Annotated in this window: 20 protein-coding genes; 14 read left to right on the plus strand and 6 right to left on the minus strand. The window is 68.1% G+C overall.

Annotated elements, in window-relative coordinates; genetic code table 11:
- The first annotated feature begins 152 nt into the window (after positions 1–152).
- The 5 genes from NGK70_RS11395 (at position 153) to NGK70_RS11415 (ending at position 5,719) form a co-directional block, all read left to right on the plus strand.
- Positions 153–590 (plus strand): DUF1801 domain-containing protein, encoded by a 438-nt coding sequence (locus tag NGK70_RS11395; protein WP_251973327.1) that lies wholly within the window; start codon positions 153–155, stop codon positions 588–590.
- A 372-nt stretch (positions 591–962) separates the two neighbouring features.
- On the plus strand, positions 963–2,804 hold the full coding sequence (locus tag NGK70_RS11400; protein ID WP_251973914.1) for a hypothetical protein: 1,842 nt from the start codon (positions 963–965) through the stop codon (positions 2,802–2,804).
- 166 nt (positions 2,805–2,970) lie between these two features.
- Positions 2,971–4,227 (plus strand): 2Fe-2S iron-sulfur cluster-binding protein, encoded by a 1,257-nt coding sequence (locus NGK70_RS11405; protein ID WP_251973328.1) that lies wholly within the window; start codon positions 2,971–2,973, stop codon positions 4,225–4,227.
- A complete protein-coding gene (locus NGK70_RS11410; protein WP_251973329.1) occupies positions 4,227–4,811 on the plus strand; it encodes a hypothetical protein in 585 nt (194 codons plus the stop codon). Before NGK70_RS11405 ends, NGK70_RS11410 begins: the two co-directional genes overlap by 1 nt.
- The gene (locus NGK70_RS11415; protein ID WP_251973330.1) at positions 4,808–5,719 is read left to right on the plus strand and encodes a class III cytochrome C family protein; all 912 of its coding nucleotides are present in this window, start codon (positions 4,808–4,810) and stop codon (positions 5,717–5,719) included. Before NGK70_RS11410 ends, NGK70_RS11415 begins: the two co-directional genes overlap by 4 nt.
- Positions 5,720–5,742: 23 nt before the next feature.
- Here NGK70_RS11415 and NGK70_RS11420 read toward each other — a convergent pair whose 3' ends face one another.
- The 5 genes from NGK70_RS11420 to moeA form a co-directional block, all read right to left on the minus strand.
- On the minus strand, positions 5,743–6,888 hold the full coding sequence (locus tag NGK70_RS11420; protein ID WP_251973331.1) for a transglutaminase-like domain-containing protein: 1,146 nt from the start codon (positions 6,886–6,888) through the stop codon (positions 5,743–5,745).
- Positions 6,889–6,911: 23 nt separating this feature from the next.
- Entirely contained in the window at positions 6,912–7,439 is a 528-nt protein-coding gene (locus NGK70_RS11425; protein WP_251973332.1) for a TlpA family protein disulfide reductase, read from the minus strand.
- The gene (locus NGK70_RS11430; RefSeq protein ID WP_251973333.1) at positions 7,436–8,821 is read right to left on the minus strand and encodes an NAD(P)/FAD-dependent oxidoreductase; all 1,386 of its coding nucleotides are present in this window, start codon (positions 8,819–8,821) and stop codon (positions 7,436–7,438) included. Before NGK70_RS11430 ends, NGK70_RS11425 begins: the two co-directional genes overlap by 4 nt.
- Before the next feature lie 305 nt (positions 8,822–9,126).
- Positions 9,127–10,866 (minus strand): PQQ-dependent methanol/ethanol family dehydrogenase, encoded by a 1,740-nt coding sequence (locus tag NGK70_RS11435; RefSeq protein ID WP_251973334.1) that lies wholly within the window; start codon positions 10,864–10,866, stop codon positions 9,127–9,129.
- 241 nt (positions 10,867–11,107) lie between these two features.
- Complete coding sequence (gene moeA, locus NGK70_RS11440; RefSeq protein WP_251973335.1) at positions 11,108–12,391, minus strand: molybdopterin molybdotransferase MoeA; 1,284 nt, start codon at positions 12,389–12,391, stop codon at positions 11,108–11,110.
- Between the two features lie 161 nt (positions 12,392–12,552).
- On the opposite strand from moeA, the gene NGK70_RS11445 reads away from it, so the two are divergent.
- The 8 genes from NGK70_RS11445 (at position 12,553) to NGK70_RS11480 (ending at position 19,633) form a co-directional block, all read left to right on the plus strand.
- A complete protein-coding gene (locus tag NGK70_RS11445; protein ID WP_251973336.1) occupies positions 12,553–13,266 on the plus strand; it encodes an ABC transporter permease in 714 nt (237 codons plus the stop codon).
- Positions 13,263–13,973, plus strand: a complete 711-nt coding sequence (locus tag NGK70_RS11450) for an ATP-binding cassette domain-containing protein (RefSeq protein WP_251973337.1) — start codon at positions 13,263–13,265, stop codon at positions 13,971–13,973. Before NGK70_RS11445 ends, NGK70_RS11450 begins: the two co-directional genes overlap by 4 nt.
- A gap of 53 nt (positions 13,974–14,026) precedes the next feature.
- Positions 14,027–14,821: an ABC transporter substrate-binding protein gene (locus NGK70_RS11455; RefSeq protein ID WP_251973754.1), complete on the plus strand. Its 795-nt coding sequence runs from the start codon at positions 14,027–14,029 to the stop codon at positions 14,819–14,821.
- A 238-nt stretch (positions 14,822–15,059) separates the two neighbouring features.
- Positions 15,060–15,533: a 4Fe-4S dicluster domain-containing protein gene (locus NGK70_RS11460; protein WP_251973338.1), complete on the plus strand. Its 474-nt coding sequence runs from the start codon at positions 15,060–15,062 to the stop codon at positions 15,531–15,533.
- Between the two features lie 12 nt (positions 15,534–15,545).
- Positions 15,546–17,393 (plus strand): aldehyde ferredoxin oxidoreductase family protein, encoded by a 1,848-nt coding sequence (locus NGK70_RS11465; RefSeq protein WP_251973339.1) that lies wholly within the window; start codon positions 15,546–15,548, stop codon positions 17,391–17,393.
- 140 nt (positions 17,394–17,533) lie between these two features.
- A complete protein-coding gene (locus NGK70_RS11470; RefSeq protein WP_251973340.1) occupies positions 17,534–18,976 on the plus strand; it encodes an NAD(P)/FAD-dependent oxidoreductase in 1,443 nt (480 codons plus the stop codon).
- Positions 18,977–19,049: 73 nt separating this feature from the next.
- Positions 19,050–19,304: a sulfur carrier protein ThiS gene (gene thiS / locus NGK70_RS11475; RefSeq protein WP_251973341.1), complete on the plus strand. Its 255-nt coding sequence runs from the start codon at positions 19,050–19,052 to the stop codon at positions 19,302–19,304.
- 20 nt (positions 19,305–19,324) lie between these two features.
- On the plus strand, positions 19,325–19,633 hold the full coding sequence (locus NGK70_RS11480) for a hypothetical protein (protein ID WP_251973342.1): 309 nt from the start codon (positions 19,325–19,327) through the stop codon (positions 19,631–19,633).
- Here NGK70_RS11480 and NGK70_RS11485 read toward each other — a convergent pair.
- Entirely contained in the window at positions 19,559–22,594 is a 3,036-nt protein-coding gene (locus tag NGK70_RS11485) for an MAC/perforin domain-containing protein (RefSeq protein WP_251973343.1), read from the minus strand. The genes NGK70_RS11480 and NGK70_RS11485 overlap by 75 nt on opposite strands.
- 298 nt (positions 22,595–22,892) lie before the next feature.
- On the opposite strand from NGK70_RS11485, the gene NGK70_RS11490 reads away from it, so the two are divergent.
- Positions 22,893–24,530, plus strand: a complete 1,638-nt coding sequence (locus NGK70_RS11490) for a hypothetical protein (RefSeq protein ID WP_251973344.1) — start codon at positions 22,893–22,895, stop codon at positions 24,528–24,530.
- Positions 24,531–24,547 lie beyond the last annotated feature (17 nt).

Below are 24,547 nucleotides of genomic sequence, written 5' to 3' on the forward strand. Positions count from 1 at the left end.
CCTGACCCCGACCATGTGTGACCCCAACGATGCTCTCGTTCTGGTGAGCAGGTCCCTGGCACGCCGGGAGACTGATTGGGATTGACGCCGTGTACCCGGCTCAAACACCTCAGAATGCTGTTTGCAAATGTACGGCTAAACGAGAACAACCCATGACAAGACCTAAGGCTTCGCAGGACTTCGCGGCAGGGTCTGGTGCAGTCGATGCGCTGCTTGCTGCGCTGGAACACCCGAACAAGGAGGGTATTCAGCTCCTGCGCAAGGCCATTCTCGAACTGGACGCGCGCATTCGCGAAGAGGTGAAGTGGAACGCGCCGAGCTTTGCCCTGGACGATCACTTCGCCACCTTCAAGCTTCATCCTCCCGGCAAGATTCAACTGGTCTTGCACACGGGAGCCAAGCCCAAGGCTGCGCGACGGCAGTTTGCACTGCAGGGCGAGCAGGGCCTGGTGAAATGGGCGGCGCCCGACCGCTGCGTTGTGAACATCGGCAGCACTGACGCGGCGCGCGACCACAGCCACGTCGTCGTCGATCTGGTCGGGCAGTGGATTCGGCAGCTGTCGGACAGGCCTCGCCCCGTCGCCCCGTGACCCTTTCGTCCCAAGATCAACCGCGCCATGGAGCGGCGGAGGCCGGTCTTGTCTTTTGCCCACAAGTCAGAGTCAACGTGGATTTGGCGGATTCGGGGTCAGGTCTCGCCTACTGCCTCTCCATCCGCTCTCCGCTCGACAGCCGTTGCCGCCCCGTCACCGCCCAGCCACCATTCGTGACCTTGTTCACACCCAACCTTTGGCTTGCATCAGTCCGTGCTGATATTGCTGAAATGTGAACAAATTGAAAAATAGACTGCTGCCGATGCCGGCGTCCTGCCTTTCAGCAAAGGGGGCGCCGGGTCGGCGCGGTCGGCCGTGTGTGCCCATGGCGGCTGTGCCCCAGGGTGCTGGCACACATGGATGTCGATCATGAGCAGCGGAGTGATGTCGAAGGGCGCGTGGGCCCTGATGGTGGGTCTGGCCGGGGGGCTGGCGGCGAGTCAGGCTGCGGCCCACGACGGTGACCTGGACAAGACCAACCCCTACCAGGCCCGCGTGCTGGCCAAGGCCCAGCCGGATGAGTGCTTTGGCGGCGTGGGGGCGACCTACGAGCCCTATGCCGCGCCGGGCTGCACGGCACCGCGCGTGCCGAAGGTGAACCAGGCCTACGTCTGGGGCCTGGCGAAGACGGACACCCACCTGTGGATCGGCACGGCGCCGAACGTCAACTGCCTTGTCGAAGGCACCTACCTGTCGTTGACCACGCCGTACCAGACCGCTTCCTGGGCCTGCGAATTCGGCAGCAGTGGCTACCGCGCCATGTATGCGCCGGCGCTGCCCGCGGCGCTGGGTGACTGGCGCCCCTCGCGGATCCACCGCCACTCGCTCAAGGACGGCAGCCTGGCCGACCTGGGGGCGACGATGGACGTGGCCGGCCGGCAGCGGCTGGCGGCCACGCTGGGCCTGCGCTCGGCGGGCACGCACCGGGGCGTGGTGATCCTGGCCGGCCCGGCGATCAACCAGCAGGGGCTGAACCTCTTTGCGTTCAACGCCAAGACCTCGGCCTTCCTGGGTTCGTACACGCTGCCGGGCTACCGCAACATCCGCAAGTGGACGGTGGCGGGCGACGAGCTCTACACCACGGCCGGGCGCGTGAATGGCAGCGGGGCGGTGATCCGCTGGACGGGCAGCGTGGCGACGCCGTTCCAGTTCGTCGAGGTGGGCACGCTGCCCTCCGAGGGCGCGGAGCTGACGGCGCATGACGGCCGGCTCTTTGTGGCCACCTGGCCGAACGTGGACCCGCTGAACCCGGCGTGGGCGGGGGTGTTCCGTTCCGCGCTGCTGCCGCGCAAGGGCGGGCTGCCGGCGTCGACGGGGGCTTTCACCCAGGTCTGGGATGTGCGCCAGTACGAACCTGACCCGGTGGTGGCGCTGACCTATGGCGGTGGCGCGATCGCCTCCTACCAGGGCAAGCTGGTGTGGGGCACGATGCATGTGCCGGGGGTGGCCACCGCGGCGCACCTGACGGCCAACGCGGCCTACTACGCCGGCCTGGACCCGGCCGAGCGGACGGTCCGGCAGATCGTGGCGGCGCTGCTGACCCAGCGCGCCGTGGCTCTGTTCAGCCAGGATGCGGTCCGCACGACGCTGCTCTACGGCAGCGCGCGCCTGCCGGCCTTCAATGCGGTGACCAAGCAGTGGCAGCTGCTGCCCAACGCCGCCGGCCTCACGCCGCAGCTGGGCGGCTCGGGCTTTGACAACCCGTTCAACAACTACACCTGGACGATGGCGACGACGAAGAAGTCGCTCTTCGTCGGCACGATGGACTGGAGCTACCTGCTGCGCAGCCGCCTGGAGAGCCTGCTGCCTGGGCTGACCAGCCTGACGCCGACGCAGTGGACGGACCTGCGCGCCCGGCTGAGCGCGATGCCGGAGGTGCAGGGCTTCCTCGCCGACCACCCGGGCCTGCTGGACACCGCTGCGGCGGTGACCGGCGCCGCCGCTCCCGTGCCCGCCGGCCCGGTCGATGACCGCCTGGCCAACGGGGCCGACCTGATGCGCTTCGACCGGCTCGACCGCAAGGCGGTGGCCGTGAGCCGCAGCGGCGTGGGCAACTTCCTGAACTACGGGCTGCGCACGATGATCGCGTCGGAGGGCCGGCTCTACATCGGCAGCGCCAACCCGATGAACCTGGAAACCGCCCAGGGCGATGGCCGCCCCGACGGTGGCTGGGAGCTGCTGGAGCTGCGCTTGGGCGACCGCGGCCATTGAGCGTGGCACGATGCCTCGCCTGCTTCCGCCGGCAGCTCATTAAGGCTTCCTGAACGTCCGGTGTCGCCGGCCCGGAGGTTGAGTCAGGTCAGTGGCTCCTGCCGCTGGCGCCGAAAGAATCCCCTCCATGCACCCCGCACGGGGTGCCCTGACCTGGATGGGATCCATGACGGCGCCGGAGCTTCTCGGCCTGATCTCTGCGGCCCTGCTGCTGCAGCTGGTGGCGGGTGTGGGCTGGACGCTGTGGCGCCGCCTCACGGTACCGCAGGAGGCAACGGCGCAGCCGGCCGTGTCGCCAACGGGGGCCGCGCGGGAGCTGCCGGCCTGGAGCGGCTGGCGGGCGTTTCGCGTGCTGCGGCGCGAGTACGAGGATGCGGCGCGGTCGCAGTGCTCGTTCTACCTGCAGCCGGTGGATGGGGCGGCGCTGCCGGCGTTCAAGCCGGGGCAGTTCCTGACCTTCTCGCTCGATGTGGCGGGCACGCCGGCGGGCCCGGGGCAGGCCGTGGCGGCGCGCACGGTCACGCGCTGCTATTCGCTGTCGGACCGGCCGGACCCGGCGCAGTACCGGGTGACGATCAAGCGCGTGCCGGCGCCGGCCGAGCACCCGGAGTTCGAGCCCGGGCTGTCGTCCAACCACTTCCACGACCGCGTGCAGGTCGATGACGTCCTGCGGGTGAAGGCGCCCTCGGGGCATTTCTTCATCGACGCGGATCCGGGCGTGCCCGCGGTGCTGATCGGGGGTGGCATCGGCATCACGCCGATGATGAGCATGCTGGGCTGGTGCATCGCCACGCAGCCGCAGCGCAGGCTGTACCTGTACTACGGGCTGCGCAACGGCCAGGAGCATGCGTTCAAGGCGCAGCTGGAGGCGCTCGCGGCATCGCACCCGGCCCTGCACCTGCACATCGTCTACAGCCGGCCAGGCGCCGCCGACCAGGCGGGGCGCGACTACCAGCACCAGGGCCACGTGGATGTCGAGCTGCTGCGCCGCACGCTGCCGCATGGACGGCATCAGTTCTATGTCTGCGGCCCGCCCGCGCTGATGCAGACGCTGGTGCCGGCGCTGGCGCAGTGGGGCGTGCCGCTGGGGGACCTGCACTACGAGGCCTTTGGCCCGGCGTCGGTCAAGCTGCAGGGGGCGGCGGTGCCTGAGCCGGCCGCAGCGGGTGCCGTCGAGGTGAAGTTCCAGCGCTCCGGCCGCACCCTGAGCTGGGATGGCCGCGATGCGTCGCTGCTGGACTTTGCCGAGCGGCACGGCATCGAGGTGGACTCCGGTTGCCGCTCAGGGGGCTGTGGCAGTTGCGAGACGCGGCTGCTGAGCGGCCAGGTGGGCTATGAACACCGGCCCGACCATGACGTGGCGGCGGGGCATTGCCTGCTGTGCGTCGGCCGGCCCGCGTCACCGATCGCACTGGAGGCCTGATGGCGCTGCGTGCCCGACTCCTGCGCCGCGAGGTGCTGCCCTTCCTGGCGAGCTTCGTGGCCCTGGCCCTGCTGGCGCTGGCCATCGACGGCCTGCTGCACCTGCTCAACCTGCTGTGGATCGGCCGCTGGCTGGGCATCCCCGGCACGCTGTTGATCATCGGCTCGACGGCCTACTCGCTGCGCAAGCGCAAGCTGATCCAGCGCGGGCACCCGGCCCGGCTGCTGCGCTGGCATGAGGCGCTGGCCTGGCTGGGCTCGCTGCTGGTGCTGGTGCACGCGGGGGTGCATTTCAACGCGATCCTGGGCTGGCTGGCGGTGTGGGCGATGCTCATCAACGTGGGCAGCGGGCTGACGGGCAAGTTCCTGCTCGACCGCTCGCGCCGGCGCCTGGAGGAGGCCCGGCAGCGCATGCGTGCGCAGGGCCTCACCGATGAGGAGCTGGCCGACCGGCTCTACTGGGACAGCCTGACCTTCGATGCGGTCAAGCAGTGGCGGGTGGTGCACTTCCCGATCACGATGGCGTTCACGGTGCTGGCGACGGCGCACATCGTCGCCATCTTCCTGTTCTGGGGGTGGAAGTGAAGAAGAAACGGCCCGTCCTGTGGATCGTCATCGGGCTCAACCTGGTGGTGCTGGTGGCGCTGGCCTTCGTCTACCCGCACCTGATGGTGAGCCCCGGCGCGCTGGTCAAGGGGCACGCGGAGCTGACGACGGACTGCTTTGCCTGCCATGCGGCCTGGCGCGGGGCATCGTCAGACCAGTGCATCGAGTGCCATGCGGTGGCCGATGTCGGGCTGCGGACCACCAAGGGGGTGGTGATTGCCAAGGGGACGCTCACGGGTACGGGCACGGCCACGGGGACCGTCAAGGGGTCGTTCCACCAGGAGCTGATCGAGCAGGACTGCATGGCCTGCCACAGCGACCACCAGGGCCCGAAGCTGACCCAGCGCAGCCGCCGGCCCTTCTCGCACGTGCTGCTGAAGGAGGCGATACGGGGCCAGTGCAGCTCCTGCCATGCCTCGCCCAAGGACACCGTGCACCGCGATCTCAAGCTCGAATGCGGGCAGTGCCACGGCAGCCGGGCCTGGAAGCCGGCGCACTTCGAGCATGCGCTGCTGGACAAGCCGGTGCTGGAGCGCTGCGAGAGCTGCCACAACGGGCCGAAGGACCGGCTGCACCGCCAGGTCCGGGGCCGCTGCGGCACCTGCCACCAGACCCAGGCCTGGAAGCCGGCGACCTTTGACCACGACAAGTACTTCGTGCTCGACCGGGATCACCAGGCGCCCTGCGAGACCTGCCACGTCAACAGCGATTTCAGCCGCTACACCTGCTACAACTGCCACGAGCACTCGCAGGCCAAGATCCGGACCGAGCACGCGGAGGAGGGGATCCGCAACTTCGAGAACTGCATGGAGTGCCACCGGGACCCCGGCGTCGAGCCCGGCAAGGAGGGCGGCCGGGACCGCAAGGGGCGCCGCGGCGACGATTGACCCCCACCGCCTCCCCGCGCAGGTCAGGCCGCCAGTTCACGCGCGGCGATGGTGTAGCGGAAGCTGTCCGGCGAGAGTTCGTCGAAGCGGCCCTCGGCGTTTTCGCCGATCGGGTACATCAGGAAGGGCAGGGTGGACCTGGCGCTGCTGCCGGGCAGGCGGATGTCGTGGGCGGTGTTCCAGGCCGCCCAGTTGCCCTCCCAGCCGCCGAACAGGCCACGGGCCACCGGGGCGACGACGGGGTGGCGCGGGTCGCGGATCCACTCGGGCGTCTCCTGGCGCATGACCTTGAGCACGTCGGCCGGGTCCATCGCCACCCAGCCGTGGCCGGCGAGCCAGGCCTCGGCGCGGCAGTGCTGGGCGCCCTTGAGGCTGGCGGAGTTGCCGCCGAGCTCCTTGTAGCCGAAGGCCGAGGGTGCCAGCCGCAGGCCGTAGACGTCGCGCGCGGGCACGCCGACCGCACGGCACAGGCCGACGAAGATGGCGTTCAGGTCGGCGCACTTGCCGCCGAGGTTGCCGCTCTCCAGCATCGCCTTGATGTCGCCGCTGCCGCAGCCGCGGGTCTTGGGCTCGCGGTGGGCGCTGGCGACCACCCAGTCGTAGATGCCGCGCACCTTGTCGAGGTCGGTCTTGGCGCCGCGCGTGGCGGTGAGCGCGGTCTCGCGCACGATGCCGTCCAGCGGCAGCAGCTCGGTGGGGGCCAGGGCGGCGCGCAGCAGGGCGGCATCCTCGGCCGGCGCGTTGCGGGCGGACCAGTCGGTGGCGCGGCTGCGTGTTTCCAGCTGGCTGGTCAGCGTCAGCGAGGGGGTGCCGGCCTCGGGGGCGAACTCGGCGTAGAGCATGCGCACGCCGCGCAGCGGGTCGGCCGCGATGCGTGCGCGCGTGGCGTTGCCGCCCCAGACGTGGTCGAGCGGGCGCTGGTAGTCGCTGGCAACGTCCGGCAGCGGCAGCCACAGGCGGGTCGTGCCCTTCACCTCGGGCACGGTCACGGTGGTCACCAGCTCGAAGCGGCGCCAGGCGCCGGGGCGGGGCTCGAAGCGGCGTTCCTGGGCCAGCGCCAGGCCGGGCAGGGTGGCGCTGGCGCCCAGGGCGAGGCCCGATTGCAGCAGGCGGCGGCGGTTCAGGTCATGCGTGCGGTGGGGCATGGGGCGGGACAGGGGACGGGACATGGGGAGGATCTCCAGGAAATGAATCAGCGCAGCAGCTCGGCCACCCACGCGCGGGTGGGCGCGGCCAGCCAGTCGGCCTCGCCGCGCACGGTCCAGCGGGGCCGCCCGTCGCGGCCGATGCCGACGGTGGTGGGGAACATGCGCGCGCCCCAGGCCTTGGCGGCCAGGCCGTCGGGGTCGCGCAGCACGGGCAGGGAGAAGGCGGTCTGCTCGACGAAGCGCCGGATCGTGCCCGCCCCCTCCTTGAAGTTGACCGCCACGATCACGAGGCCCTCGCGCTCATGGCGGGTGGCCAGCAGCTCCAGCGTGGGCATCTCGCTGCGGCAGGGCTCGCACCAGCTGGCCCAGAAGTTGACCAGCACCGCCTGGCCGCGCTGGTCGGCCAGGCGCCAGGGTGCGCCGTCCAGCTCGTCGAGCACCAGCGGCGGCGCCTCCTGCACGATCGGCCAGGGCCGGCGCTGCGGCTCGGCCGCCAGCGCGCCGAGCCCGGCCGGCCCCAGCAGGCCAGCGGCGGTGCCGGCCAGCCAGGTGCGTCGGGCCAGGAGGCTCACGCGAACAGGTCCTCGACCATGCGGGCGAACCAGCGGAAGTCCTCGGTCACCAGCTCGGGGCGCCGGTCGTTGTCGTCGATCTGGGTCTGTTCGATGATGCCCTGGGCGTTGATCTTGTAGTCGAACTGCACCGCGATCGATTCGCGCGGCTCGCCGTTGACCAGCATGTAGCAGAGGTTGTCCGGCAGGTCGGCCTTCGGGGCCCGGCCCGCCAGCCGCTCGGCGATGTAGCGCGCGACGATCTTGCCGTGGGCATTCGCCACGTGGCCGGCCTTGGGATAGAAGAGGAACTGCGGCGAGACCAGCCCGACCGCGTCGCCGATGACGTAGACGTCCGGGTCGTTCTTGAGCGTGAGCATCAGCGGGTCGACCGCCGCCCAGCCGGTGGGCTTGCCCTCGGGCGTCAGGCCCACGGCGCCGGCCTTCCAGGCCAGGTCGCCGGCCTGGTGCGGCGCCATGAACACGCCGTGGTCGAACTTCAGGTCGCCCGCCTTGGTCTTGATGCGCTTGGCAAACGGGTCCAGCTCCTGGACGTGCGCGTTGGGCACGTAGGTGATGATGTCGCCGTAGAGGTCGCGGAAGGCCTCGCGGAAGCCCACGCCGATCGGGCGCACGCCGTCCTTGTGGTCGAGGATGGTGATGTGGCCCTTGATGTTGTGGGTCTTGAACCACCAGGCCACCAGGCAGGCACGCTCGTAGGGGCTGGGCGGGCAGCGCTGCGGCGGCGGCGGCAGCGTCATCACCCACTCGCCGCCCTTGAAGCCCTGCAGCGCCCGCTTGAGCGCAAAGTGCTCGGCGTTGGGGATGTAGGCCGCCGGGAAGCGTGCCCGCGTGGCCTCTGCCGCGCGGCGATCGTTGCCGAACCAGGCCTCATAGCCGTAGCGGATGCCGGGCGACATCACGAGCAGGTCGTAGTCGAGGTAGCCCAGGCTGGTGTGCACGCGCTTGGCGGCGCGGTCGATCTGGGTGATCTCGCTCTGGATGAAGCGGTAGCCGTGGCGCTCGCTGACCGCCAGGTACTCGAAGGTCAGGAACTGCGTGTCCACCACGTCGACGAGCCACTTGTTGCTCATCGGGCAGCTGAAGAACACCGGGTTGCGCTCCAGCAGGATGACCTCGGCCTGCGGCGCCTGCAGGCGGATCTGCTTGGCCGCGCTCAGCCCGCCCCAGCCGCCGCCGCAGACGACCACGCGCGGCGCGCGGCCCTTGGCGACCAGCGCGTTGCCGGGGTTGCCGACCAGGAAGGGCAGGGGTGCGGTTGCAGGCGCTGCAGCCGCAGGGGTGGCGGGCGGGACAGCAGGGGTGGTGGTGGCGCAGGCGGTCAGCAGGCTGGCCGACGCACCCGCCGCACCGGCGAGGAACTGGCGTCGATCGAGGGTCATGGTGGATTTGGTGGGGGCCGGGGCGTGGGGTGGCTTGGGTGGCTTGGGGCAGGGAGCGGCCGGGCCGGTGCCCTGCCGTGGGGCCCGTGGGCCCGCAAGGAGGAACGCTGCGCCGTGCCGAGGGGTCGCCATCCTAGCGAATGACCCGGGCGCGAGACCGTGCCGGGTGCGTGCCACCGCAGCGCGCTGGCCTGGGGCGCCGGGCCAGCCGGAGGCCCCGCAAATGCAAAAGCCCCGCACGAGGCGGGGCTTGGAGGGCTGGTCTGGCCAGCGCGGCGGCGGCCGGCGCTGGCCGAGGGGTCAGCTTACTTGGCCAGCTTGAACACCCACACGGAGCCACCCTGCTCCAGGTAGTTGACCTTCTTGGCCACGTCGCCGCCCCACAGGGGAACCGCACCGCCCCAGCCGGAGACGACGGCGACGTACTGCTCGCCCTTGTCTTCCCAGGTCACCGGGGGAGCCACGACGCCGGAGCCGGTCTGGAACTTCCAGACCACCTTGCCGGTCTTGGCATCGGCGGCCTGCAGGTAGCCTTCCGGGGTGCCCCAGAACACCAGGTTGCCGCCGGTGGTCAGCACGCCGCCCCACAGCGGAGCGTTGTTGGTGGTTTCCCAGACGATCTTGCCGGTCTTCGGGTCGATGGCGCGCAGGGCACCGATCGGGCCGTCGTTCAGCGTCTTGATGGTGAAGCCGGCGCCCAGGTAGGCGGCACCCTTCTTGTAGGTGATCGGCTCGTTCCAGATCTCCATGCCCCATTCGTTGGCCGGCACGTAGAACAGCTTCGTGTCGGGCGAGTAGGCCATCGGCATCTGGTTCTTGCCGCCCAGGAAGGACGGTGCGGCGAACACGCTGCTGCCCTTCTTGCCGTCGGCGCCAGCGGTCGGGTCACCAGGACGGTTTTCCGGCACGTAGTTCGGGCGGCCGGTCTTCAGGTCGATGCCGGTGGCCCAGGTCACCTTCTTGACGAAGGGGAAGGCGTTGACCAGTTGGCCGGTGGCCGCGTCGTTGACGTAGAAGAAGCCGTTGCGGTCGGCCTTGCCGCCGAGGATCTTGCCGCCTTCGTCATAGGTGACGAACTCGTTCACGCCGTCGAAGTCCCAGCCGTCGTTGGGCGTGTTCTGGTAGTGCCACTTGATCTGGCCGGTCTTCACGTCGATGGCGACGGTCGAGCAGCTGAAGAGGTTGTCACCCTTGCGCAGGTGGCTGTTCCAGGGGGACGGGTTGCCGGTGCCGAAGTAGGCCAGGCCCGTCTTGCTGTTGTAGGTGCCGCCCAGCCAGGTGGCTGCGCCGCCGGTTTTCCACAGGTCGCCAGGCCAGCTCTTGCCGGTGGTGCCGGAGATGCCGTTCTCGGTCTTGTTGCCCTTCTCGTCGTACTTGTAGCCCATGTGGCCTTCGACGGTGGGGCGCACCCAGACCAGCGCGCCGGTCTTCGGGTTGCGGGCCTCGACGCGGCCGACCACGCCGAATTCGCCGCCGGACACGCCGGTCAGCAGCAGGCCCTGGGCAATGATCGGGGCAGCCGAGGCCGAGTAGCCGTCCGCGTAGTTGTCGATCTTCTCCTTCCAGACCACCTCGCCGGTGTCCTGGTTCAGCGCGACGATCTGGGCGTCGAGCGTCATGAAGATGACCAGGTTGTCATACAGCGCAGCGCCGCGGTTGATCACGTCGCAGCAGGGCATGATGCCGTCGGGCAGGCGGTGCTCGTACTTCCACAGCTTCTGGCCAGTCTTCACGTCCAGGGCGTAGATGCGCGAGTACGAACCCGTCACGAACATCTTGCCGTTGTGGATGACGGGCTGCGATTCCTGGCCGCGCTGCTTCTCGCCGCCGAAGGAGAACGACCAGGCCGGCACCAGCTTGCCGACGGTAGCGGTGTTGATCTGCTTCAGGGGGGAGTAACGCTGGCCCTGGGTGCCGACGCCCCAGCTCAGCACATCGCCGGTGGACTTGGCGTCGTTCTCGATCATCTGGTCGGTGACGGCGGCCTGGGCGGCCATCGACGCCAGGCCTGCGCTGATCAGCAGGCCCAACAGCTTCTTTTGCATGAACGGTCTCCTCGTGGGTGGTGACAGAGAACAGCGCGGGCAGGCGCCTCTCGGGAAATCTTCCTGAGCGACAACCGTGCCAGGTCGAATCCAGCCCGTTTGACCCAGGTCAGAGGCTGTTTTCGCAGCTTTGACCCCGCGGATCGTGCGGGTTCACCCTGAACACTGTCCCACCATCAAACACCGTTGCAGCGCGGCGACGGCGCAGGCGTGCCAGGGACGCCTGCGCTGTCACAGGGTCTCAGACCAGCCCGTCGAAGGGCCAGACCTCCACCCAGTCGCCGGCCGCCACCGAGCCCTGCGCCTGGCCCAGCACCACCAGCGCGTTGGCCTCGCTCATGCTGCGCAGGATGCCGGCGCCCTGGGCCCCGGTGATGGCCACTTCCCAGCCGCCGTCGGCGGCGCGGCGCAGGACGCCGCGCTGGAACTCGGTGCGCCCGGGGCGCTTGCGGATCGCCGCGGCGCTGCGTGCCTGCAGCGTCAGCGGGGGCGTGGCCTGGGCGCCGGCCAGGCGCAGCAGGCCCTCGCGCGCGAAGGCGTAGAAGGTCACCAGGCTGGCCACCGGGTTGCCGGGCAGGGCGAACAGCCAGGCCGTCTTCCCGGCCGGGCCCTGCAGCGCGCCGAAGGCGAAGGGCCGCCCGGGCCGCATCGCCACCTTCCAGAAGGCCACCTGGCCCATGCGTGCCAGCAGGTCGCGGGTGTAGTCGGCGTCGCCCACGCTGACGCCGCCGCTGGTCAGCACCACGTCGGCCTCGGCCACGGCACGCTCCAGCGTGGCCTGCAGCGCAGCAGGGTCGTCGCGCACCAGGCCGAGGTCGACCGGCTCCATGCCGAGCCGGCGCACTGCGCTCAGCAGGGTGTAGCGGTTGCTGTCGTAGATGCAGCCGGGGTCGAGCGGCTCGCCGGCGTTGCGCAACTCGTCGCCGGTGGAGAACACCGCCACGCGCAGGCGCCGCAGCACCGCCACCTGCGGGATGCCCAGCGAGGCGATCAGCCCCACGTCGGCCGGCTTGAGTACCCGACCGGCCTGAACGGCGGGCCTGCCCCTGGCCAGGTCCTCGCCGCGCAGGCGGCGGTTCTCAAGGGGCTTGAGCACGCCGGGCGCGATGGTGAGCAGGCCGCCATCGGCCGACGCAGCCAGCGTGGCCAGCTCCTGCGGCACCACGGTGTCCAGCCCGGCGGGCATCACCGCGCCGGTCATGATGCGCAGGCACTCGCCACGGCCGACCACCCCGGCATGGGGCGTGCCCGCAAAGGCGGTGCCCGCGGCCACGCGCAGCACGGTGGGCGCATCGGCGCGCAGGTCGGCGGCGGCAAAGGCGTAGCCGTCCATGGCCGAGTTGTCGTGCGCCGGCACATCGATCGGCGAGATCACGTCGGCGGCCAGCACCCGCCCGGGCGCATCGGCCAGGCCGACCGTTTCGGTGTCGGTGAGCGGCCGCAGCGCTGCGGCAATGGCCGCGCGTGCGGCGTCGACGCTCAGGTCTGCGTCGGAGATGAGGGGGGAGGGGCCGGGCTGGGACATGGTGCGGATGATAGCCAGGGGGTCGCTGACGGGCCGCAGCACGAGCCGCTATGCACGGACGTACATATCGCGCGATCGCCATGCTGCCCGCAGAATCGCGCCCCGCCGTTGCAGATCGGTTCGCGGCTGCACAGGTCCTATTCCCCCTCCTCCAGCCCGCCATGAGTGCCTTCACCGACAGCATCACCCTGGCTGCGCAGTTGATTGCGCAGGGCGATGCCGTGCTGATGCGCATCGTCGGCCTGTCGCTGCAGGTGAGCTTCTCGGCCTGCCTGGTGGGCGCCATCGCCGGGCTGTGGCTGGGCGCCTGGCTCGCGGTGGCGCGCTTTCCCGGCCACCGGCTGCTGGTCTGGGGCGTCAATACGCTGCTGGCGCTGCCTTCGGTGGTGGTGGGGCTGCTGGTCTACCTGCTGCTGTCGCGCTCCGGGCCGCTGGGCGCCTGGGGCATCCTCTTCACGCCCACCGCGATGGTGGTGGCGCAGAGCATCCTCGTGGTGCCGCTGATCGCCGCGCTGACGCGCCGCGTGGTGCTGGACGGCCTGCGCGAGGGCGGCGACCAGCTGCGCTCGATGGGCGCGGGCGAGCTCACCGCCGCCGGCCTGGTGCTGCTGCACGAGCGCTTTGCGGTGCTGACGGTGTTGCTCACCGCCTTTTGCCGCGCCATCGCCGAGGTGGGCGCGGTGATGGTGGTGGGCGGCAACATCGACGGCATGACGCGCGTCATGACCACCGCGATCGCGCTGGAGACCAGCAAGGGCGACCTGCCGCTGGCGCTCGCGCTGGGCATCGTGCTGCTGGGCGTGGTGGGGATCATCAATGGCGCGATCGGCCTGCTGCCGGCGCGCGAAGGCCTGGAGAGCGAGCGCCTGATATGACCACGGCCCTGATCTCGCTGGCCGCCGCGACGGTCCGCTTCGGTGGCGTGATGGCGCTGCGCGACATCGACCTGGAGCTGCGCCGAGGCGACCGCCTGGCGCTGATCGGCGCCAACGGCTGCGGCAAGACCACGCTGCTGCGCCTGCTGCACGGCCTGCTGGCACCGGGCAGCGGCGAGCGCCGCCTGCATGCCGTGCAGGGCCGCCGGCCGGTGCAGGCCATGCTGTTCCAGCGTCCCTTCCTGCTGCACCTGTCGGTGCACCTCAACCTGCGCCTGGCGCTGTGGCTGGCCGGGGTGCCCCGTGGCGAGCACGCCGCGCGCATTGCCGAGGCACTGCACCGCGTCGGGCTGGAGGCGATGGGCGAGCGCAATGCCCGTGCGCTGTCGGGTGGCCAGCAGCAGCGCCTGGCGCTGGCGCGGGCCTGGATGCTGCGCCCGGACATCCTCTTCCTCGACGAGCCGACCGCCAGCCTGGACCCGGGCAGCAAGCGCGAGGTGGAGGCGCTGATCGACGAGTTTGCCCGCACGGGCATGACCATCGTGATGAGCACGCACAACCTCGGCCAGGTCAAGCGCCTGGCCAGCCGGGTGGCCTACCTCGAAGCCGGCCGGGTGGTGGTGGACTGGCCGGTAGAGCGTTTTTTCAACGACGAGCTGCCGCCCGAGGCGGCGCTGTTCCTCAAAGGAGAGTTGCCATGGCATTGACTTGCATCGCCGCACGGCGTGGCTGGATGATCGGCCTGGGTGTGGCCCTCGGCATGGTGGTGGGCGCGCTCGTCCCCGCCGCCGCGCAGGACAAGTCCATCGTGATGGCCTCCACCACCTCCACCGATCAGTCCGGCCTGTTCGCCCACCTGCTGCCGGCCTTCAAGCAGGCCAGCGGCATCGACGTGCGCGTGGTCGCGCTGGGCACCGGCCAGGCGCTGGACATGGGCCGACGTGGCGATGCGGACATCGTCTTCGTGCACGACCAGGCGGCCGAGGAGAAGTTCGTCGCCGAGGGCTGGGGCCTCAAGCGCACGCCGGTGATGTACAACGACTTCGTGCTCGTCGGCCCGGGGAGCGGCCCCGCAGCCGACCCGGCCAAGGCCGCGGGCAGGGACATCGTCGCTGCCCTGCAGAAGGTGGCCGCCAGCGGCGCGGTGTTCATCTCCCGTGGCGACAAGAGCGGTACCCACGCGGCGGAACTGCGCTACTGGAAGCGTGCCGGCGTGGACATGGCCGCGGCCAAGCCGAGCGGCTACCGCGAATGCGGCTGCGGCATGGGCCCGGCGCTGAACATGGGCTCCTCCACCAACGCCTACGTGCTGACCGACCGCGGCACCTGGCTGTCCTTCAAGAACCGTGGCGACCTGCGCGTGCTCGTCGAGGGGGACAACGCCCTGTTCAACCAGTACGGCGTCATCGTCGTGAACCCGGCCAGGCACCCGCACGTCAAGCAGGCGCTGGCGCAGCAGTTCGCCGACTGGGTGGTGTCGCCCGCCGGCCAGGCCCGCATCGCGGCCTACAAGATCGGCGGCGAGCCGCTGTTCTTCCCGAACGCGCCGCGCTGAGCGTGCCTTGCCCCCGCGCAGAGCCGGCCTGAGTGCCGGCTTTCTTGTCCCGCCGTCCCACCCTGGAGCAGTGCGCCGCAGCGTCGGAAGGCCCCTAGGGTTCGACCTAGGTTTTCGCTTGCTTGGGCTATGCACATGATTGCATATGCCCCTTCGGCATGCCCGGATTCGTCGCATCAATGGCGAGGCCGGTGCAGATCAAGGACCGATCAAGAACCGATCGAGGAGAACCAGCGTCATGCAGAAGAGCCTCCACATCAACCCGGACAAGTGCACCGGGTGCCTCCAATGCGAAATGGCTTGTTCCTATGAGAACTACGGCGTGTTCGCGCCGGCCAAGTCGCGCATCAAGGTATTCAACTTCCATGAGACCGGGCGCAAGGTGCCCTACACCTGCACACAGTGCGACGAGGCCTGGTGCCTGCACGCCTGCCCGGTGGAAGCCATCACGGTGGACAAGATGACCGGCGCCAAGGTGGTGGCCGAGTCGACCTGTGTGGGCTGCAAGGTCTGCACGATCAGCTGCCCCTTCGGCACGATCAACTACATGCAGGAAACCGGCAAGGTGCAGAAGTGCGACCTCTGCGGCGGTGACCCTGCCTGCGCCACGGCCTGCCCGACCGGGGCCATCACTTTCGTCGACGCCAACTGGACCGGACTGGGCAAGATGCAAGCCTGGGCCGACAAGTTGGGCAACCAAGCTGCTGCTTAAGGAGGAACGAACATGTCCTGGGCTGGAAAAATCCTCCGCGTCAACCTCACCGCTGGCACCGTCACGTCCGAGCCTCTGCGCATGGACTGGGCCAAGCTCTACCTCGGCTCGCGTGGCCTGGCCACCAAGTACCTGGTCGAGGAAATCGACCCCAAGGTCGACCCGCTGTCGATCGACAACAAGATCATCTGGGCCACCGGCCCGCTGACCGGCACCATGGCCTCCACGGGCGGGCGCTACACGGTGGTCACCAAGGGCCCGCTGACCGGCGCCATCGCCTGCTCCAACTCCGGCGGCTACTGGGGCGCCGAGCTCAAGATGGCCGGCTGGGACATGGTGATCTTCGAAGGCGCTTCGGCCAAGCCGGTGTACCTGAGCATCGAGAACGACCGTGCCGAGCTGAAGGACGCCAGCGCCATCTGGGGCAAGAGCGTCTGGGAAACCGAAGAGGCGCTGAAGAAGTCGCACCAGGACCCGCAGGCCCGCGTGTCGTCCATCGGCGCTGCCGGTGAAAACCAGGTGCTGTTCGCCGCGGTGGTGAACGACCTGCACCGCGCCGCTGGCCGCAGCGGCGTGGGCGCGGTCATGGGCAGCAAGAAGCTGAAGGCCATCATCGTGCGCGGCACCCAGGGCGTGGGCAATCTGTCCAACCCCAAGGAATTCATGAAGGTCACGGCCGAGAAGAAGAAGATCCTGGCGGAAAACGGCGTCACCGGCCAGGGCCTGCCCACCTATGGCACCCAGGTGCTGATGAACGTGATCAACGAGGTCGGTGCGCTGCCCACGCGCAACCACCGCGATGTGCAGTTCGAAGGCGCGAAGGACATCTCCGCCGAAGCCATGGCCACGCCGCGCGCCACCGACGGCAAGAAGCCGCTCGTGACCAACCAGGCCTGCTTCGGCTGCACCATCGCCTGCGGCCGCATCCAGAAGATCGACCAGGGCCACTTCACGGTGTCCACCAAGCCGCAGTACTGGGGCGCTTCCGGCGGCCTGGAATACGAAGCGGCCTGGGCCCTGGGCGCGGCCAACGGCGTCAACGACCTCGACACCCTGCAATACGCCAACGTGCTGTGCAATGAACACGGCATGGACCCCATCAGCTTCGGCGCCACCGTGGGCGCGGTGATGGAGCTGTACGAAATGGGCGTGCTGACGAAGGAGCAGATCGGTATCGACGCCAAGTTCGGCAGCCCGCAAGCACTGGCGCACTTCGCCGAGATCACCGCCAAGGGCGAAGGCTTCGGCAAGGAGATCGGCCAGGGTTCCAAGCGCCTGACCGCCAAGTACGGCCACCCTGACCTGAGCATGTCCAGCAAGGGCCAGGAATTCCCGGCCTACGACGGCCGCGCGATCCAGGGCATCGGCCTGGCCTATGCCACCAGCAACCGCGGCGGCTGCCACCTGCGCGGCTACACCATCGCCTCCGAAGTGCTGGGCATCCCGGTCAAGACCGACCCGCTGGAAAGCAACGGCAAGCCCGAACTGGTGAAGGCCTTTCAAGATGCCACCGCGGCCTTCGACAGCGCCGGCGTCTGCATCTTCACGAGCTTCGCCTGGGGCCTGGCCGACGTGGCACCGCAGGTGGCCGCAGCCTGCGGCGACGAGTTCACGCTGGAGAACATGAACCTGATCGGCGAACGCATCTGGAACATGGAGCGCGACTTCAACAACCGCGCCGGCTTCACGTCCAAGGACGACAGCCTGCCCAAGCGTCTGCTGGAAGAGGCAGCCAAGACCGGCCCGGCCAAGGGCAAGGTCAACGAGCTCGGCAAGATGCTGCCCGAGTACTACGCCATTCGCGGCTGGGACGGTGACGGTCAGATCAAGCCCGAGACCCGCGAGCGCCTGGGCCTCTGACTTCCCACCCCCCGTTGCGCCTGACGGCGCTCCCCCCTCAAGGGGAGCGCCGCCAGCGGCCCGGCAAAGCCGGTTCCGCGGTGGCTGCTTGACAAGGCGCGGCTCACCCCGCGCCTTCTGTTTTTCCAGGACACGACACGATGCGACACATCATCCTCGGCGCCGGCCCGGCCGGCGTCATCGCGGCCGAGACCATCCGCAAGCACGCGCCGAACGACGAGGTGTACCTCGTCGGGGACGAGCCCGAGGCGCCTTACTCGCGCATGGCCATTCCCTACCTGCTGATCGGCAAGGTCGGCGAGGAGGGCACCCACCTGCGCCACACGCCCGACCACTTCGAGCGCCTGAACATCCAGCTCAAGCGCAACCGCGCCGTCAAGGTCGACGCCGCCGCCAGGACGGTGACCATGCAGGACGGCAGCGTGCACGCCTTCGACCGCCTGCTGATCACCACCGGTTCGTCGCCGGCCACGCCGCCGGTGCCCGGCATTGCCGGCTCGGGCGTGCACAGCTGCTGGACCCTGGCGGACGCGCGCGCCATCATGGCACTGGCCAAGCCGGGTGCGCGCGTGATCCAGATGGGCGCCGGCTTCATCGGCTGCATCATCATGGAAGCGCTCGCCATGCGCGGCGTCAAGCTCTCCGTGGTCGAGATGGGTGACCGCATGGTGCCCCGCATGATGGGCCCCACCGCCGGCGGCATGATCAAGCGCTGGGTCGAGGGCAAGCAGATCAGCGTCTACACCGGCGCCCGGGTGGAGGCCATCGAGCGCGGTGCGTCGCATGCCCATGCCGCCCCCGCCGCTGCACAGGCCCCTGCCCACGCCCCCGCCGCGCCGCCGCAGGGCCTGCTGAGCAAACTGGCCCAGGCGGTCGGCCTGTCGCCCGCTCCGGCTCCCGTCCCTGCTCCTGCACCCGCTCCTGCACCCGTTTCGGCACCGGCCGCCCCCAGCGCGCCGATGCACGTGCGCCTGTCCACCGGCGAGGTGCTGGATGCCGACCTCGTCATCAGCGCCACCGGCGTGCGGCCCAACATCGGCTTCCTGGCCGACAGCGGCGTGCGCTGCCTGGTCGGCGTGCTGACCGACGAGCACCTGCAGACCAACGTGCCCGGCATCTATGCCGCCGGTGACTGCGCCGAGGCCTTCGACAAGGTCAGCGGGCGCACCATCGTCAGCGCCATCCAGCCCAACGCCGCCGAGCAGGCCCGCGTGGCCGCGCTCAACATGGTCGGCCAGGTCACCGAGCTCAAGGGCGTCACGCAGATCAACGTGCTCGACACCCTCGGCATGATCTCCGCCAGCTTCGGCAAGTGGGACGGCGTGCCCGGCGGCCAGCACGTGGAGCTGCTCGACGAGGCGGCCGGCAAGCTGCTCAGCCTGCAGTTCGACCACGAGAAGCTGGTCGGCTGCAACTCCATCGGCTGGACCCAGCACATCGGCGTCATGCGCGGCCTCGTCGAAGGCGAGGTCAAGCTCGGCCCCTGGCGCGAGCGCCTGATGGACGACCCGACGCTGCTGATGGAGGCCTACCTCGCCAGCGCCCAGGCGCAGGGCGAGCCCGCCTTCGTCAAGGCCGGCTGACCGGCTGACGAGACGGTTCCTTCCAGACGCCGGGCCGGGCTCCCGTCGGGCCCGGCGTGGGAGACTCCCCGCCATGCAGATCACTTTCAAGCTCTACGCCAGCCTCACCGAGTTCCTGCCGGCCGAGCGCCGCACCAGCAACCAAGTGCAGCTCGACGTGGCCGAAGGCGCCACCATTGCCCAGATCATCGAGCCCTTCAGCCTGCCGATGAAGATGGTGCACCTCGTGCTCATCAACGGCGTCTACGTCCCGCCCGCCGAGCGCGCCACCCGTGCGCTCAAGGAAGGCGACGTGCTCGCCATCTGGCCGCCCATCGCTGGCGGTTGAAGCCAGCATCGGCGCAGCACATGGCCTGGTCAACGCCCCTCGGCCCCGAGTTCGAGCGCGAACACGGCGTCACCGAAGCCGACTGGCTCGCCACCCTGCGCGGCGCGGTGGGTGCGCACCCGCTGCAGCTGCGCAGCGGCGAGGCCGACGTCACCATCGGTGCCGCCGGCCATCTGGGCCTGCGTTGGCACGCCCTCCCTCCACGCGCCATCGCGCTGATGCGCATGCCCCGGCTACACGTGAGCTACTGCTTCTCAGGCCTGAGCGATGGGGAGCGTGCCGCCTTTCTCCGGTACTTTGACCTGTTCATGCAGCGCGGCGGGGGATGAAGGGCTCGGGCTGGCTGAGGGAGCGCTGGCGGGTTGCGCCAGTGTCTCCAGGCTGGCCACCCGGTAGGCCAACTGTTGTTGGCCAGCTCCGTCAGGCGTGAGGCTCATGTAGAAGCAGTACAGCTTGGCTGCGCCAGATTGACCGCGGAAGGTAGCGAGCGACGGTGTGCTGCTGCAGGTGGCCTTGGGGATCGGGGTCGGGTGAGTCCACATCTCGCCGTCCGAGGTCGACACGATGTACAGGGAGTTGTCGCCCTCTGTGCCCGCATACGCGCAGTAGAGCCTTTCACCATACTCAACAAGACCTGGACCATCGCAAGAGCCCTCGCCTGGGAGCAGTACCGGGGGCGTCCACGTGTTGCCATCATCGCTGTGGGTCACAAGGAGTCGCGCTGATCCATTCTGCCGATACGCGCAGTAGATCTTGCGATTGAAGACTGAACCGGCAATGCGACGGTCAGTACTGAACAGCAATCCCTCACCAAGCGGTTTGCCATTGCTCATGTGCTGCGTTTGTAGTACGTCATCTCCTTGAAGGATATTGCTCAGGAATATTCTTGAATCAGATCCGACAAACAGGAACAGTACACTGTCATTGAATCGAACCAAGGCGGGCCGCGTTGCCTGTACTTGCTGCCCGATTTCCTCCTTGAGTGCTGCCACACTCGGTGCGTACCAGACATTTGGCGGGTAAACCGCAAAACACGTGAACTCCTCTTTCTTGTCGTACCTATTTCCATAGGCAAAGAGATGGCCTGACTTCGGCAGTTCGATCGGTGCGGCATTCAAAACTACAGGATTTATCCAGGCCTCACATACTTTGTTGTAACTGTAGCTCTCTGACCCAAACGTGTGCTTGCCGTATTTGTCGCCCGTTGCAGTCCGCCACTGTGCTCCATCGAAGGCCAGCATCATCCATCCATGGAATCTGGACGAGTCCGCGTTTGGCGATAGAGACCACTTGGATGGCGCACATACATACAGTTCATTGTGATAAACAAGCGCGCTCGGCGGATTGAGGATAAAGGTCTCCGGTAGTTCTTGCCCTTGACTTGGCAAGTGCCATGTCAAACCTGTGGTTTCAATGACTGGTTTCAGCAGGTCGTGCAGGCATCGCTCGACGGCGTCCACCGTTACTTGCTTCTTGGCCTCCTCGCACAGCTCTTCTAGCTCCAGGGATTCGGCAAATATGTCCTGTACCCAAGCAGCTTCGAACTCGGTTGCCAAGACGTCGAGATCCTTGGAAAGGGTTGCGAGCTTCTCCTCCAATTCCCTTTCGCTGTCCGCATGGACGAGTCCGAGCCTGAAGGGTTCGGTATCCCGAACCAGCACCCAGATCGGCACCGGCGCTTCACGTTGGATGACCCGCCATTGGGAGGGGTACTGCACGCTGCCGATCCAGTCTTCCCGGGGCAATCCATCGACACCGCCCAGCATGGTGGTGGAGATCGTCACTTCATTTTCGGAGAACGTGGCGCGAAGTTCTTTTCCGGAGACTCGCGCGGAGGCTTCCGAAGCGTTATAGGCGGCTGCGGCCGAGGCGGCGCCGCCCAACCCCGCGTAGGAGGCCGATACCGACACTCCCCAATCCATGGCATTGGCAACTGCCTCTTCGAGTTTGCTCTTCTGGTCCTCGCTTTTCGCGGTGGCCTTCGCCGTGTAGCGGTACCAGCCGCCCAGCGTGACGCGCCCAAACACATGGCTGCCGAAGGTGCGCATGAAGTTGAGGATGCCGGGGCGGCGCTCGGCGGCACTCGCACGCACAAGCACGCGCAGATTGGCCAATGCCTCGCTGCTGAGCCTGAACTCGTTCGTGGCGAAGACGATCTGCCGCGTGGGTGACCAGTGGTAGCGCGTCTGGATCTGCACCGCACTGCGGCCGCTGCTGGCGAAGGATGCGTCGTAGCGCTCGTCCTTGGCTTGGGCGTATTGAGCTGCGAGGCTCATCGCACCGATACCGCTACCCATGAAGGCCGCACCGGACGCGCGCGCAGAAGCGGAGAGCGACGACGCATGGGTCTCGATCAGCCGCTCGGCGCGCATCATCGCCGACTCGCTGTGATAGCTGCGGCTGAAATCCTGGCTTTCCAAGCTGGGTCCGAACAGGTCGGCGTCTGCGCAGCGCTTGGGCATTGCGAGCACGGCGCCCCCTGGCGCTTCGGTCGTGCCGTTGGCATCCATGTAACGCCCGCGCAGGAGTTGGTGACCGTAAATCAGGTCGACGGCGGTGAGTTTCTCGATGCTCACAGCGTCATTGGTCAGCTTGCTGACATGTGTCAGCGCCCTTTCCGCTTCCGCAAGGGAGGTGTGCAGATCTTTCCCAAGCGCCTCGCCGGTGGGAAAGGCATCCAGCGCCTTTTCGGCGCGGAATTCCCCAATGATCTTTTCAAGCCTGTCTGCAACCTTCTTTTTCTCCGCCTCGTTGTCCGCGAAGTTCTTCTTTTCGCATTCTTTGCGCAGGTCCTCCACCTCGCTGATGGCTTGCTTCAGCTGCTTGCGCTTGGCTTCCTTTTCGGCCGCATCGGGATCGGCATGGCTGACTGACCTTTCGACTGCCTGTTCCTTGTCGATCCATGTCTGGACGTCTTCGGCCGTGATGCTCTTGACCAGATTGGCTGCCAGTTCGGAGCCCATGTGTTTGGTGTCCCCAACCTTCCAGCCCTTGGCGATTGTTTGGCAGATTGCCGTTCGGGTCGACTCGGCAGGACTTGAGTCGATCATGCGAAGCAGCTTGAGTGACGTGACGCCATGGGCGCGAAACGCTGCGACGTATTCGCCCAGTCCCACTCGCTCAAGGTAATCTGCCAGCGCCTTCTTCTCGCCTGTCGATGAGGACTTGTCGTCAACGATCTGCTCCAATGCCTCCTTGGTTTCGGACTTCGGCGTTTGAATTGGAGGGCCCGCGGGGGATACATCGGCCTTGCTCGCCGGATCTTTCCTGGATTCGAAGACGCTGGACATCGCTTTCTCCTTCACTGGGGTTGTTTGTGCCTCACGTTAGGCTTCGAACGCTGTCCAGGATTGAGCCGGCTCAATGTACCCCCGTCAGTTAACACCCAGTTACCTTGATGTGTGTGACGCTTGCGGTGGTGTGGCGGGGGGAGGGCTGTTTTGTGGGGCGGCAATGGCGCTTCTTCCTGACTACCCTTCGAGAACCGTTTTTCATGGCGAAAATGGTCACCACGGTACGTGGGGAAGAAAACGTCGCCAAGCAACTCTGCTTGCGTTAAGTGCAGGATTTGACTCACCCTTACAACCCATGAGCACTGGAACCACTTTCCCCGTGCCCTATCGCCTGGCTGCGATCGTTGCGGTCTATGTGGCCTATCTGCTGGCCACCTTCGTTCTGGGCTCGACGGTGTTCAACGCCCAGGATTTCTATTGGGATGACGGCGTGGTGATCGCACTGACCGGCATCGTCCTGGTCCGGACCGGATGGCGCAGCGCGCCGCCGATGCGGCAGTTCCTGCTGGCCAATGCCCTGGCGACCCTGTTCCTGCTGGTGTCCGACGTCAGCTACGGCCAGGATCCGTCGCTCTGGCGCGCCAATGAGCACGACGGGCTGCAACTGACCAACGTCGCCTACGCCGTCTTCCTGTTCATCTGGATCTGCACATGGGGGCTGCTGGTGCTGGCGCTGGCCCGGCGCAGGCCGCCCAGCGGTCGCACCGTCACCGTCTTCGCCATCCTCATGGGCGGCTTTGTGCTCTTGTTCGGCGGTTTCTACCTGCAGCTCTACCAGAACAGCCTGGCCACCTTCTCTGGCCGGCTCGACGTGGCCCTGGCGGTGCTGGAGCTGGCTGCCGTGGTCACGGGCCTGGCGGCCATGTTGCTGGGGGTGTCCTACGCGATGGTGCTCCAGGTGTTCGGCCTGACGATGCTGGCCGCGGCCGACATGATGATGAGCGAGGCCTCGGCGCGACACATCGATTTCGCAGCGGCCGATCCGGTCTGGATGCTCGGCCTGTGCCTGCTGCTGGCTGGTGCGGTGGTGCATCCGCGCGGGCAGGCGGTCGGGGCGTCCGACCGATCGAGCCTGGGCGGCTCGCACCGCTCCGGCCTGTCCACGCTGCTGTTATCGCTGTCGCTGGGCTCGGTCCTGCTGTCGGCCGTGATCGGCGTGGTCCTGCGCCGCGGCGTCGAAGGCCGGGCGGTCACGCCCTCCTCGGGTGAGCCGTTCTTCTTCCTGCTGTTCGTCGTCGGCCTGGTGGTGGTGATGGTCTGGCTGACCGACCGTTTCGACCGGGCCGTGAGCTACACCGAGAACTACGCGACCCAGCTGATGCGCCAGCACCTGCGGGCCGGCAGCTGGCGTGATGCCGCCCACCACCGCCTGGTCTGGATCCTGGAGGCCACGGGGCTCGGGCAGGTTCTGGACGCGTTGCAGCGTGCGAGCCTGCAGCTGCGCAATGACGTGCTCTTCCTCGGTCCGGAACGCCTGAATCCACCGCAGCCGGACACGCCTGTTCCGGCCAAGCCCACCTGCTTCATCGTGATGCCCTTCGGACTGGCCGAGTCAGACGGCGTGCATCAGGTGCTGCGGCAAGTCTGCCTGAGTGCGCACCTGCAACCCGTGCGTGGGGATGATCTCTTCACGCCCACCGACATCCTCGACGATATCTGGCGCGGCATTGCCGGTGCCCATTGCGTGATCGCCGACATCACCGGGCGCAACCCCAACGTGATGTACGAGCTGGGCATGGCGCATACGCTGGCCAAGCCGGTGTTGATCCTCTCGCGCCACGCCGACGACATCCCGATCGACCTGGCCACGCGGCGGGTGATTCTCTACGGCACCGCTGCTGGAGATGCCGGACACGAGTGGCAGGCGCAGCTGGCGCAAAGGGCGCAGACGGCCATCCATGCATTGATGGCGCAATACCCGGCAGGCAAATGACCCGCCACGCCGGCGAC

Source organism: Sphaerotilus microaerophilus (genome assembly GCF_023734135.1).
Lineage (GTDB): Bacteria > Pseudomonadota > Gammaproteobacteria > Burkholderiales > Burkholderiaceae_C > Sphaerotilus > Sphaerotilus microaerophilus.

Excerpts from the sequence above, each read along its gene's own strand:
- NGK70_RS11480 (WP_251973342.1), top strand. The coding sequence starts at position 19,325 with ATGGCCTGGTCAACGCCCCTCGGCCCCGAGTTCGAGCGCGAACACGGC.
- NGK70_RS11400 (WP_251973914.1), top strand. The coding sequence starts at position 963 with ATGAGCAGCGGAGTGATGTCGAAGGGCGCGTGGGCCCTGATGGTGGGT.
- NGK70_RS11405 (WP_251973328.1), top strand. The coding sequence starts at position 2,971 with ATGACGGCGCCGGAGCTTCTCGGCCTGATCTCTGCGGCCCTGCTGCTG.
- NGK70_RS11490 (WP_251973344.1), top strand. The coding sequence starts at position 22,893 with ATGAGCACTGGAACCACTTTCCCCGTGCCCTATCGCCTGGCTGCGATC.
- NGK70_RS11445 (WP_251973336.1), top strand. The coding sequence starts at position 12,553 with ATGAGTGCCTTCACCGACAGCATCACCCTGGCTGCGCAGTTGATTGCG.
- thiS (WP_251973341.1), top strand. The coding sequence starts at position 19,050 with ATGCAGATCACTTTCAAGCTCTACGCCAGCCTCACCGAGTTCCTGCCG.
- NGK70_RS11485 (WP_251973343.1), bottom strand. The coding sequence starts at position 22,594 with ATGTCCAGCGTCTTCGAATCCAGGAAAGATCCGGCGAGCAAGGCCGAT.
- NGK70_RS11450 (WP_251973337.1), top strand. The coding sequence starts at position 13,263 with ATGACCACGGCCCTGATCTCGCTGGCCGCCGCGACGGTCCGCTTCGGT.
- NGK70_RS11465 (WP_251973339.1), top strand. The coding sequence starts at position 15,546 with ATGTCCTGGGCTGGAAAAATCCTCCGCGTCAACCTCACCGCTGGCACC.
- NGK70_RS11420 (WP_251973331.1), bottom strand. The coding sequence starts at position 6,888 with ATGTCCCGTCCCCTGTCCCGCCCCATGCCCCACCGCACGCATGACCTG.
- NGK70_RS11470 (WP_251973340.1), top strand. The coding sequence starts at position 17,534 with ATGCGACACATCATCCTCGGCGCCGGCCCGGCCGGCGTCATCGCGGCC.
- NGK70_RS11430 (WP_251973333.1), bottom strand. The coding sequence starts at position 8,821 with ATGACCCTCGATCGACGCCAGTTCCTCGCCGGTGCGGCGGGTGCGTCG.
- NGK70_RS11435 (WP_251973334.1), bottom strand. The coding sequence starts at position 10,866 with ATGCAAAAGAAGCTGTTGGGCCTGCTGATCAGCGCAGGCCTGGCGTCG.
- NGK70_RS11410 (WP_251973329.1), top strand. The coding sequence starts at position 4,227 with ATGGCGCTGCGTGCCCGACTCCTGCGCCGCGAGGTGCTGCCCTTCCTG.
- moeA (WP_251973335.1), bottom strand. The coding sequence starts at position 12,391 with ATGTCCCAGCCCGGCCCCTCCCCCCTCATCTCCGACGCAGACCTGAGC.
- NGK70_RS11460 (WP_251973338.1), top strand. The coding sequence starts at position 15,060 with ATGCAGAAGAGCCTCCACATCAACCCGGACAAGTGCACCGGGTGCCTC.
- NGK70_RS11455 (WP_251973754.1), top strand. The coding sequence starts at position 14,027 with ATGGTGGTGGGCGCGCTCGTCCCCGCCGCCGCGCAGGACAAGTCCATC.
- NGK70_RS11395 (WP_251973327.1), top strand. The coding sequence starts at position 153 with ATGACAAGACCTAAGGCTTCGCAGGACTTCGCGGCAGGGTCTGGTGCA.